Origin of the sequence: Streptococcus salivarius, from assembly GCF_002094975.1 — a bacterium.
Taxonomy (GTDB): domain Bacteria; phylum Bacillota; class Bacilli; order Lactobacillales; family Streptococcaceae; genus Streptococcus; species Streptococcus salivarius_D.
In genome coordinates, this window is sequence record NZ_CP015283.1 from 1,689,188 (window position 1) to 1,701,802 (window position 12,615).

Genomic DNA, 12,615 nt, shown 5'->3' on the forward strand with positions numbered 1-12,615 from the left:
ATCTCCTTTCTATTTATCTTTATATTTTCTTTGTTTACGTTTATAAATGAGCTTACTAAGAGTTACGCTAACTTCATAAAGCAAGATTAAGGGAGCAGTCATAGCTAGGTCACTGATAAAGTCAGCTGGTGTCAGAATGACCGCCAAAACTAAGAGAACAAAGTAAGCATAGCGTCTATAGCGTGTCAGAAATTCTGGTGTCAATATACCTATAGAGGTTAGGAAACTAACAACTACGGGAAGTTCAAAGAGAACTGCTAAAGGCACTGTCGTATGCAGTAAAAAAATAAGGTAGTTTTGTGCTGTAATTTGTGTATCAAAGAGCTCTTCACCTAGTTTTAAAAGCACTTCTAAGATAGCTGGACTAACAAAATAATAACCAAAGGCCAAACCCAATACAAAACAGACAAAAGTTGCTGGAATATAGGCAAAAATGGCACGCGCTTCATTGTCCCTCAAACCAGGTTTCACAAACTGCCAAATCTGGTAGGTGGTAAAAGGCAAAGTGACTGTAAAAGCCATAAGGCTGGCTAAGTTAATGTAAATCCAGAGAATATCGTTAGGTCCTAGAACCAATAAGGGCTTATCAAATCCTCTAGTCAGATAAGCATAGAGCTCTCCGGCAAACAACAGAGTGATACAGAAAACTAGGAAAAAGCAAATCACTACTGCAATAAAACGTCTTCGAAATTCCACCAGATGCTCAACAATGGTCATCTCGTCCTTACTTCTTGCCATGCTGTTTCACCGTTACAAAGGCAATAATAACAATAAAGATAATTTGTGGAATCAAGACTTCCCAGCTTGGATAAATACCAGCCCAATCAATGATTGGGAAACCACTAATCAAATGATTGGACATCATATTAGTCAACTGAAGGGCATGAATGCTGACACCGAGCATCTTGAAGGCCAAGGCATAAATCAACCAGGTCAAAATAAAGAAGATGCGGTGAGGTTTAATATAGTGACTAGCTTTAGTCATAGCAACAGCAATAATAACAAGAACTGCAATGGCTAAAGCAATACCAATCAAGAAATTAGCTGTCGTGATACGTGGAATAATACCAACATAGAAAAGAATGGTCTCGGCACCTTCACGGAAGACAGCCAAGAAACTAAGGGCAAACATGGATACAAAACTTCCAGTAGCCGTCACTGTCTTCATCTGACGGTCCATAAAGTCATTCCACTGTTTAACTGACGACTTGCTGTGGAGCCAGATTCCAATCAGAATCATCATCGCAACTGCAAAGATACCAACGCCACCTTCAATAATTTCACGGTTAGCCCCTGAGGTCACAGCTGGAAAGACAACTTGTAAGATAACAGCTATAACTGCGCTGGCAAGAACACCAGCAATGGCTCCGCCATAAACCCATTTGAGTCCCTTACACATCTTGGCTGCCTTAAGAGTTGTCACAAGGGCCATGACGATAAGGAGGGCTTCGACCCCTTCACGCAAGAGAATCAACATGGCATCAAAGGCATTATAAGAAGCACTGGTATCGATAGCAGATAGGTCTGTAATCAAGGCTTGCAGTTTGTCCTGATAAGCTTTTTCTTTTCCCTTAACCATGATAACGGGAGTTTCACTCTCCACGCGCGTATAGAGACTAGGGTTAGTCGTGCTTACATCACCTTCAATGGTTGGCCAGATAGTGATGAACTTCTTCATAGTTGCCGTAGCCGTTTTTTCATCACCTGCTTGGAATTGACCGAGAGCCTTTTCCAAGAGTTTAATACCATCTTTTAGGGTTAAACTTGAGCTTTTACTATCAAGAGGGACGCCCTTGATAAAGTCATCAATCCCACCCTTGAGATCATCATAGGACGACTGGATGCTGGTGAAATCAGTAGGCTCCGTCTCAATGCTACTGCGCAAAAGTGAAATGGCCGTCTCAATCTTGCCGTAGTAGGCAGTACTGTGGTCACGGACAACAGCTTCATTTCGCGTCCAAGCATTATTCAATTCGCCGTAAGTTTTGCGGGTCGCAGCTAGGTCCTTAGCCGTAATGGCATCCTGTAAGTTCTTGAAATAAGGATTAAGACGGGTCTCAAGTTTTTCCTTTTCCGCATCCAAGTCAACAGGATTTTGCTCTTTCTCAAATTTAAGAAGGGCTGACGAGATAGAGGTTAAGTCCTCTTCTGTCACGTCACCTTTAATATCAAGAGCCTTGCTAACTTTTTTACCAGCCTTGGAATCGTGATTTTCTTTTGTTTCGAAATAAGTCTTAATCTCACCGACTAATTCCTTAGCTTTTGCTTGATCCTTATTTTGAACAGCTGTTGTTGCATCTGTGATTTTGATATAGAGATCACTATAGGATTCAGCAGCAACTGGATAGGTCAAGAATAGAGCCAGAAGTCCAAGCAAAACGAGGAGTTTATTCAAAGAGTGCTTGACCAAGGTAGCCTCCTTTCTCCACGCCTGCAAAGCAAGCAAAGAGCCCACTTCCGATATGGGTGATGTACTCATTCATCTTGTCTACAGCACCAAGATTGGTCTGTATTTTGACAAAACGGTCTGGATCCTTCTGGTAGGCAATGAAAATCAATCCTGCATCAAACTGGCCAGTTCTCTCATCAATACCATCTGAATAAGAGTACGAACGACGTAAGATAGGAAGGTCTACTTCTTTAGCCAAACGCACATGAGAATCGACTGGTAGTTTTGAGAGATCTACTTCGTCAAACTCATCTTTCTTGCCAAAGGGTGCTCCTGATTCCTTATAGCGACCAAAGGTGTTTTCCTGCTCCTGCAAATTGGTACGATCCCAAGTCTCCAAGTGCATCTGTACCAGACGAAGAGCCATATAAGAACCACCCTTCATCCAATCCTTACTATCAGTCCAGACAACCTTGTCGAACTCCTTTTCCGTCGTAACATTGGCAGTACCGTCCTTGAAGCCAAAGAGATTTCGAGGCGTCTCCTTACGGTCTCCGATGGCTGCAAAACCTGATTTACTCCACTTCATGGTGATTTTATTACGACCTTTGCGGATCAGATTTCGAACAGCATGAAAGGCTACCTGTTCATCATCCGCACAGGCTTGAATAACGATATCTCCACCCGTATACTTGTCCTGTAACTGCTCCTTTGGAAATGGAGGCAAATCACGGAAGAGCTTAGGACGTTTAGATTCCAAACCAAGTTTTTTAAGAAAATCAGCCGAGACACCAAAAGTCAGGCTCAAGCGATAGGGGTTGAGTCCCACTGTTTCACCTGTTTCTGTTGGAGGTAAGAGAGCATTAGAACCATCTTTTTTGACCAGCTCTCCTTCGACCAACTTACTACTATAGTCTGTCCAGTCTTTAAAAAGCTGAATCACTTCTTTTTTATCAGTTGTGTGAAGATCTAGCACCACCAAGTAGCAAGCCTTTTGCATAGGAGTTGTAATCCCAGCCTGGTGTTTGCCATAGAAGCTAATATCTTCATCTCCATCATAAGCTTTTTTACTTGAACTATCCTGATTATTGAAAAAAGCAGATGCACCAGAAAGACCAAGCGCTAGCCCAGCCCCTCCAATACCTGCTTTTTTAAGAAATTCACGACGGTCCATTTTTTGATCTAAAAATTTTTCGTCAGTCATTTTTCTTATTTCCCATCTAGAATAACACCCATTTGTGATAATGGTTCACCAAGTTTAGTTACAGCTTCGGCCAATTCCTTAGTATCTGCCTCACTCAAATCTGTATAAGACTTATAGTTTTTCTCATCAGTCATGTGTTTGTCCAAAAGACCATTGACATTCTTGAATTCTGTTTCCAAAGTCTTAACAAGCTTAGCATCTTTCTTTTGGATCAATGGCTTGAAGAGTTCAAAGATTTTTTCTGCTCCTTCAATATTGGCACGGAAATCGTAGAGATCAGTGTGTGAGAAGACTTCTTCTTCACCTGTAATCTTTTGAGTGGCAACTTCGTTCAGAAGGTCTACAGCTCCAGTCAACATGATATCTGGAGTGACTTTAACAGTTGCAATCTTAGCCTTGAGCTCCTTGATATCGTTGACCAATTGATCTGCATAGGCAGCTGTACCATCGGTCGTGTTGTCTTGCCACATGATGCGTTCAATACGGTGGAAACCTGACCAGCCATCTTCTGATTTATTTTCGTCCATGTAATCAACCAAACGGTAGTCGATTTTCACATCAGACTCACCAAAGCTTTCGGCAATTGGTTCTGAACGTTCGTAAGCCATACGAACCAATGGGTATTGTTTCTTAGCTTCTTCAAGATTTCCTGACTTGAGGGTTTCACTGAATCCTTCAGTATCATTCAAAAGCTGATCGATTTCACCTTCAACGAAAGTCTTGTAATCACTTGTGGCCTGCTTCAATTGCTTTTGCTCACTGGCTGTGAGTTTTGAGCTAGATGAGCTAGAATTACTTGAATTACCAGATTTGGCACAAGCCGTCAATAAAAGCCCTGATGCTAAAAGAACAACACCAAGTTTGTTAAGTTTTTTCATGAATGTCTCCTATTTTCAAGATAGTGTTCGACATTTGTCGTTATATATGTGAATCGTTTGTTATTTCGATATGAAAAACGAACGATGATAAGTCAATAATGGTCTCTCATATGTAAGAGAACATATTCTAAACTAACAGAAGGAACCAGCACTGTCAACGGTTTTAGGCTATTTAAGAACTATTCTAAAGAGCAGATAAGAATGATTCTAAATAAAAGAAAAACAACAGGAAATAACCTGTTGTTACTTATTATTTTGTACGACGTTTTCGAAGGAATCCTAGGCTAAGAATACTTAGCAAACCTGTTACAAAGAGTCCACGATTTGTCTTTTCACCAGTAGATGGCAGTTGCTTATCAGTTTGACGACTAGCTTCAGTCTTACCCTGACCATTGCCATGGTTAACAAGCTCAGCATCTCCGACAAGGTCCTCTGGACTTGAGGTCTTGACTCTTGTTTTAGTTACCTCAGTCTCTTTTCCACCAAATGACGCAGTCTTCTCAGAAGGCTTAGCTACTTCCTCAGTTGGTGTCTGAGCATTGGTTAAACGAATAATCGTCGCTGTTAGTGGGTTCAAGGTCAAGATGTGATTGTTGATTGCAACACCTGATAGCTCACTAATTCCAGATAGATTAACTTGATTGCCATCTGCTAAAACCATATAGGATGGACCATTTGTAAGCTTGCTCAAATCAAACTGACGAGCCTTGCTATCCGCATTGACATAGACAAGGTAACGATCCCCATTGGAAGCAACAGTTTGGTATCCTAATACCAAATCTTCTTGAGCAACATTATCCTGACCAGGAACTGTCAATAGTGTCACACGAGCACCCACATCTGCTTTAGATTTGAAATTGAAGGCATCCGTAGACTTACGTAAGGCAATTAACCCTTTGGTAAAGGCACGCGTTTTCGTATTTTCTGGGAAGGCCTGGCTATTAGTCGCCTTAGTCCAGTCAAAATGGTTAACCGCATCACTAGAATCATAAGAATCATGGATGAAGTAAGGATAGTCAAATGGATTGCCCTTTTCATCAACTAAGAGGTGCGACTTGTTCGGCACCTTGTCCTCAGATACAGGATAACGGTAGGCCGGATCACGGAACTGTTTGGTGCGGCCGTATTCCTGACCAGAGTGAATAAATGGTGTTCCCTGAGCAGTCAAGACCATGAGGTTTCCTAGACGCAAGCGACGATGAATTTCAGCATTATTCTCAGGCTTGCTTGGATCCTTCTTGATTGATTGGGCGATGATATCAAAAAGGGTCAAATTATCATGAGCAGCAATATACTGGATAACATCACCTGGAGAATCAGCCTCGAAGTTAGTTGGTTGCGCCTTGATATTATCAAAAACCTTATTAATATCACGTTTTCCACCTGTGATGAAGGCCGGTGTTCCCTCGTTTGGATAACCTGATTTGAGGGTATTTCGAATATCATCTGAAAATACTGCTACGGTATCTGTGTCTTTCATCCAAGACTGATCGGCAGGCTGAACCGGGCTATTTTCATCGCCAGCATAAGTCACCCAACCCTCACCAAGCATAATGAGATTTGGATTAAGGGCGCGTGCAGTATTGTAAGCTTGCTCGATACTTTCAGCATCATGGTCACCCATCATATCAAAGCGGAAACCATCTACTTTATATTCCTTAGTCAAATAAGCAATGGAATCCACCAAGACACGACGGCTCATATAGTGAGTCGTACCTAGACGACCGCCTCCAAAACTCGAACGAGGAGTGCCATCAGCATCCATAAAGTGATAGTAATTTGGCTCAAGGTCTTCAAAAATAGCTGTCTTGGCTGTATGATTATAAACCACATCCAAGATAACACCCATACCATGGGCATGGATAGCTACAACTAAATTCTTGAATTCTTCAATACGTTTAGCCGGATCACTAGGGTTTTCAGAATACATACCCGTCAAAGAGAAATAGTTTTGTGGATCATAGCCCCAGTTGTAGTTACTATCGCTTGATGCATAGGCATCCAAACGCTTCCCATTTTGCAATTCATTAACAAAATAGTAGCTCAATACTGGCAAAAGCTGAATATGGGTAACCCCAAGGTCTTTAAGATAATCCAAACGCTCCGCAAAAGCTGCAAAAGTACCAAACTGGTGCTTCAATTCAGCTGAGATAGCCTTGTCAGAGGTGAAATCTCGGACATGGGCCTCATAAATAATGGCATCTTCTCGAGATTTAAAGTTAGGAATCTTAGCGTAGTCAAGGTCTTTTGGTCCATAATTAGCAGGATCTACAAAGGCAGCCTTGGCAATCTTGTGTTCAGGTCCCTTGTTGGCATCGTCACTATTCCAAGCTGCCAGAGATTTCGCATAAGGATCAAGAACAATTACTGACTGATCACCACGTTTAATGCGGTATTGATAGAAATAACCTGTTAAGTTTTCAAGGCCAAAATCAGTCGCAAGTAGGTCAGCTTGCCAAGTACCTCGAGGCCCTTTGCTTAGAGCGTGTTCAGCCAGCACCTTGTCTTGATTATTCTTATCATAGACAATGATATCTACTTGATTAGCACTTGGTGACCAAAGTGTCACATGTGCCTTAGTACCATTCTCTTCTAGTCGAGCACCCAATTCACCATCATAACTGTAGAGGGCATCCTTTAATTGCCAGCTCTCAGATGTTTTAAAACTATCACTGCCCAAAGTGACCTTATAAGGCAGATTTTCTGCAGCAAAATCACCTGTTAATGTAGCTTTTTTGAGTTTAGCATCCAAGTCAAGCTGTTTAAGAGTTACACTGTTACCATCCTTATCCGTCACCTTAAGGTCTTTGAGAATATCTTCAGATGAGACCTCGTCTAAGTTGGTGAAGCTAAGTTCGATTTGGCTTGGACTAAGCTGCTGAGCCCCAGTCAAACGCACATCCTTGACAAAGTAAGGGTTGGTGTAGACTGTCGGATCAGTATCTCGTACGAAAAGCTGACGAGATTTTTTCAAGTCACTAAATTTATAATCATTTGATTGAATTTTCACATCATCTCCTGTTTTGCTCTCATCTAAGAGTAAAAATCCTATCGATTTTGCCGCTTGTGTTAGTGGAATATCTAAGTAGGCACCATACTTACCATTCGGTTGGAAATTGACACCATCAGGCCAATTGCTTGGAGCGTCCTTAACATCACCCCAATACCAGACAGACTTATTGCTATAGTCACCATCCGTACGGAAATAATTGATACGAACGTGGTCTTGAGGGATAGGTTGATAGCTGTAAACTTGGAAATCCTTGTCAATCCAGGCTTCATTCATTTGAGGGCTAAGAATTTCGACTGCTTTATCCCCTGAAAGGTTCGTTCCAGCGGCATTATTAATCAAGAAGCTAAGTTTTTTAGGTGCTGAAGACAACTTCACATCTAAATAGACACCATAATCATCCTGTTTAGCTTCAGCAAATGAGGTTGCCCCTGTCGGCCAGGCCCCCTTCTGAGATGATGGTGTCTCAACATCATCCCAAGTCCAAAGTCCAAGCGATGCCTTGTCTGGACTTGGCAACTCTTGGAAATGCAAGCGAATAGACCCATCAGCAATAGGATCCTCAGATGCATTCGTAAGAGCTTGACTATTACTAGTACTTACTGTTTTTGGCGTGTTTTCGCTAGTTTCAGTTAGCTTGGGAATCTCAGTACGGCCAGTATTTTCTTCTGGAAGAGAAACTGGCTCATTTTCCTTGGACACCGTGGCATTCTCAGCTGCTACAGGAGCTGTTGGCGTTTCAGTTACTAGTCCACTGGTAGTAAGACTAGGATCAGCTGGTTCTACCTGTGTGCTAGAGTCGGGCGTTGATACTGCTTCATCTGCTTTTACTCCTTGAACTGCAGCAAAGCTCAAAAAAATAGCTCCAATGGTTACAGAAGCCAAACCTAACTTGTACTTGCGAAGGCTATAACGAAGAACTTTTTCATCATTAGCTTGAGTATTTCTTTTCATAGAAACTCCTTTTGTTAACGTTTTCATGTTTTTTAATATACCATTTAGCTTTCATTTATGCAAGCGTTTTCTCTCTTTGAAAATTAAAAAAGAGAGAACCATAAGATTCTCTCAATCTATTAATTATAAATAGAATAGTAACGCTTAATCCCTGCCACAATTGCATTAGCTAAAGTCTCCTGATAAGCAGAGATATTCAAACGGGCTGCTTCTTGAGGATTTGACAAGAAACCTAGTTCAAGAAGGACTGCCGGAGCTGTTGTCTCACGCAAGACTGCAAAGGTTTGACGCTTCACGCCCTGATTCTGAGCACCAGTCGCATTAATCAGGCTAGACTGGATGGCATTGGCCAAGGTATCACTCATGCTCAATCGAGTCGGATTAGCATGGTAGGTTGCATTAATACGTGATGGATATTCTGCATAAGGTTGGTAATAATAAGTCTCAATACCCTGTGCTGCAGAACTTCCTGAAGCATTGATGTGAATACTTACGAAGATATCAGATTCAGAAGCATTGGCTGCATGTGAACGATCCGTCAAATCAACATACGTATCACTTGTACGAGTGGTCACAACTTGATACCCTTCTGCTTCTAGTTTAGCTTTCACGCGGCTTTGGATAGCCAAGGTCAAGCTCTTTTCAGAAATACCAAAGTAAGAAGCACCTGGATCATAGCCACCATGCCCAGCATCGAGATAGACAACCTTATTTAAAACATCGTAATTTCCTCTTGATGCCGAACCGATTTTCTTAGGGGCTACCACATCAGCTGAAGTTGCCCCAAAGCCGATATTCTTCCCTGAAGCATCAACAATATAGCCATGAACGATGTACTTGCCTGAATTCCACTTGTGTTGGCTTGCTGAAATAGTTACTTTATAAGAACCATCATCCTGTTTTGTCGCATTATGCCAAACAAGATCATCCTGACCATTTTGTTCAGACCAGACTGGGATAAGGACACCTGAAATACCACTTGGATTCGTCAGATTGGTGATAAGAACATCAAAGGTTCCACGATTTTTATCATTGTTAGCAATAGTCAAAGTTCCCTGAGTCTTAGTGATATCAAGTGTCACTTGTTTACCACCTAGGCCAATGTATTTACCATCATTGTCAACCAGATAGACATGAGAATTATACAGACCACTATCACCCTTATGGTTGCTTGAACGAACGGTTACCTTATAGTCTCCATTAGCTTGCTTAGCTGCCTTGTACCAGATGATATCATCTTGGCCGTTCTTTTCTGACCAGGTTGGAACTAGGACTTCTTTAAAACCTCGTGGCGCAACCAAGTTTGAAATGACTACATCATAGCTACCAGTAGCATTGTTGAGACCAGTGATAGCAAGGTCGGCTTTAGGTTCTGACAAAGTAACATTTGTTTGTGTGCCTCCCACACCGATTTGTGAACCATCGTTTTGGATATAGTAAAGATGAACATTATAAATACCTGTAGAGTATTTATGGTTAGCCACTTGGACAGTAACCTTATAATTGCCATCTGTTTGACGTGTGGCTTCATACCAGCGAATATCATCTTGGCCATCAACCTCAGACCAGATTGGAACCTGAACTGTACGCACACCCTTAGGACTATAGACATCACTGATGACTACATCAAAAGTTCCTGAATCTTTATTATTTGTAATAGAAATAACACCTGTAGGTTTAGATGGATCATTTCGTTCTACAAAAGCTTTTTGAACAAAGCGTTTTTGACCTCTAGCATCAATGTAAAATACTTGCGCTTCATATCTGCCATTAGCATTCTCATGATCACTAGCTTTCACCGTTACAGTGTAAGAGCCATCTGCTTGTCTGGTCGGTGTATACCATTTGATATCACTCATTCCATTCGCATGTGACCAAAATGGAATTTTAACTTCTTTGTAGCCTTCTAAACCTTTGAGATTTTTGGCAATTATTGTAAATGTTCCATTGTTCTCATTTTTAGATATACTCAAGTTGGCAGATACTGGAACCGTCGGTTGGCCATGAGAATAGTCAGAAAAAGCTTTTTGAACAAAACGTTTTTGACCTCTAGCATCAATGTAAAATACTTGCGCTTCATATCTACCATTAGCATTCTCATGATCACTAGCTTTCACCGTTACAGTGTAAGAGCCATCTGCTTGTCTGGTCGGTGTATACCATTTGATATCACTCATTCCATTTGCATGTGACCAAAATGGAATTTTAACTTCTTTATAGCCTTCTAAACCTTTGAGATTTTTGGCAATTATTGTAAATGTTCCATTGTTCTCATTTTTAGATATACTCAAGTTGGCAGATACTGGAACCGTCGGTTGGCCATGAGAATAGTCAGAAAAAGCTTTTTGAACAAAACGTTTTTGACCTCTAGCATCAATGTAAAATACTTGCGCTTCATATCTACCATTAGCATTCTCATGATCACTAGCTTTCACCGTTACAGTGTAAGAGCCATCTGCTTGTCTGGTCGGTGTATACCATTTGATATCACTCATTCCATTTGCATGTGACCAAAATGGAATTTTAACTTCTTTATAGCCTTCTAAACCTTTGAGATTTTTGGCAATTATTGTAAATGTTCCATTGTTCTCATTTTTAGATATACTCAAGTTGGCAGATACTGGAACCGTCGGTTGGCCATGAGAATAGTCAGAAAAAGCTTTTTGAACAAAACGTTTTTGACCTCTAGCATCAATGTAAAATACTTGCGCTTCATATCTACCATTAGCATTCTCATGATCACTAGCTTTCACCGTTACAGTGTAAGAGCCATCTGCTTGTCTGGTCGGTGTATACCATTTGATATCACTCATTCCATTCGCATGTGACCAAAATGGAATTTTAACTTCTTTATAGCCTTCTAAACCTTTGAGATTTTTGGCAATTATTGTAAATGTTCCATTGTTCTCATTTTTAGATATACTCAAGTTGGCAAATACTGATATTTCCGGCTTCTTACCAATAAAAACTTGAGTTGTTGTTCCACCAACACCAGTTAATTGGCCATCTTTTTGAACATAATAAAGGTGAACATTATAAAGGCCTGTTGAGTTTTTATGAGCTGAAGCTTTAACGTTTACTGTGTAAGTTCCATTATTTTGACGGTTAGCCGTATACCAGATAATGTCATCTTGGCCATTAATTTCTGACCAAATTGGAACAGAGACTGTTTGAACACCATTTGGTGCTTTGACATTAGAGATGACAACATCAAAGCTACCAAGAGTTGGATTGTTATTAACAATAGAAATAGTCCCACTCAAATCGCCTTGAGTTGGATCTGCTTCGACACTGGCATTAGCAGTAAATCGTCCTGTGTAGTCCACGCTTTGGTCAAAGACATGTTTACCTGGCAAGAGATTAGCTGTAGCTGAAAATTGCCATGCACCAGTTTTGGCATTATAGCGCATGTTTTTAGCGCTCGTTGCTGTAAGACTTGACGATGGGTACTGGGCAACCCAGAAATTCTCAATACCAAATTGAGAGGTTGAGACAGGTCCACGGTAGCCTAGATTGTTCTCATCCAACCAGCTGGCACTTGTGTAGAACATCAAGTTGTTGTATCCATGCTTACGCATTTCGTTAACCCAAGCTTGGGTGTTACGGTTGATATTTGGAAGCATATTAGAATCTTCGAAGTCATTAACCATAACAGTACTCTTTGGAAGGTTCAGTTTTTGTGCAGCTTGGATATAGAAACGAGCCTCTGCACGTGCTTCTTCCTCAGTTGTGTATCGAGAAAAATGATAGGTTGATACTTGAAGACCAGCAATTTGAGCATTGCGAACTTGTGATGGTGCTTTAGGGTTGTTGTACCAAGTGTCCTCAGTCAACTTGACAACGACACCACCCACACCTTGACGTGCAAGAGCACGATAGTCATCTACACTGATATCACCATTATGGCTGCTGACATCGATAAAAGTCTTTGGTTGTACCTTAAGCGTTTGCGAAGGAACATCCGTGGAATTCGTCAATTTAGCAGGTGTTGCTACAGCACTGTTTGACGTCTCCGAACTTGTCGCACTTGTAGAAGCTGTTGCACTTTCTGAACTTACAACTGAAGACGTTACTGAAGTTGATGCCGTTGCAGCCTCGGAACTTTGTGAAGCAGGAGACATAGATACCGCTGGAGCACTAGCTTTTGCCACTTCACTCTGATATGATACCTCTTAAGTAG

6 protein-coding genes are annotated in these 12,615 nt (G+C 41.1%); all 6 read right to left on the bottom strand.

Annotated features, from left to right (window positions below):
* Nucleotides 1-9 precede the first annotated feature (9 nt).
* Nucleotides 10-738 (bottom strand): twin-arginine translocase subunit TatC, encoded by a 729-nt coding sequence (gene tatC / locus V471_RS07910; protein ID WP_045001743.1) that lies wholly within the window; start codon nt 736-738, stop codon nt 10-12.
* The gene (locus V471_RS07915; RefSeq protein ID WP_084871378.1) at nt 725-2,410 is read right to left on the bottom strand and encodes an FTR1 family iron permease; all 1,686 of its coding nucleotides are present in this window, start codon (nt 2,408-2,410) and stop codon (nt 725-727) included. The genes tatC and V471_RS07915 overlap by 14 nt, the downstream gene beginning before the upstream one ends.
* Nucleotides 2,388-3,593, bottom strand: coding sequence for an iron uptake transporter deferrochelatase/peroxidase subunit (efeB, locus tag V471_RS07920; protein ID WP_084871379.1), 1,206 nt, complete (start codon nt 3,591-3,593; stop codon nt 2,388-2,390). Before efeB ends, V471_RS07915 begins: the two co-directional genes overlap by 23 nt.
* Before the next feature lie 5 nt (nt 3,594-3,598).
* Entirely contained in the window at nt 3,599-4,471 is an 873-nt protein-coding gene (gene efeO, locus V471_RS07925) for an iron uptake system protein EfeO (RefSeq protein WP_084871380.1), read from the bottom strand.
* A 250-nt stretch (nt 4,472-4,721) separates the two neighbouring features.
* Entirely contained in the window at nt 4,722-8,435 is a 3,714-nt protein-coding gene (locus V471_RS07930; RefSeq protein WP_084871381.1) for a pullulanase, read from the bottom strand.
* Nucleotides 8,436-8,554: 119 nt separating this feature from the next.
* Nucleotides 8,555-12,556: a GBS Bsp-like repeat-containing protein gene (locus V471_RS07935; protein WP_415860108.1), complete on the bottom strand. Its 4,002-nt coding sequence runs from the start codon at nt 12,554-12,556 to the stop codon at nt 8,555-8,557.
* Nucleotides 12,557-12,615: the final 59 nt, after the last annotated feature.

Coding starts and splice junctions, on each gene's coding strand:
- tatC (WP_045001743.1), bottom strand. CDS start 738: ATGGCAAGAAGTAAGGACGAGATGACCATTGTTGAGCATCTGGTGGAA.
- efeB (WP_084871379.1), bottom strand. CDS start 3,593: ATGACTGACGAAAAATTTTTAGATCAAAAAATGGACCGTCGTGAATTT.
- efeO (WP_084871380.1), bottom strand. CDS start 4,471: ATGAAAAAACTTAACAAACTTGGTGTTGTTCTTTTAGCATCAGGGCTT.
- V471_RS07930 (WP_084871381.1), bottom strand. CDS start 8,435: ATGAAAAGAAATACTCAAGCTAATGATGAAAAAGTTCTTCGTTATAGC.
- V471_RS07935 (WP_415860108.1), bottom strand. CDS start 12,556: ATGTCTCCTGCTTCACAAAGTTCCGAGGCTGCAACGGCATCAACTTCA.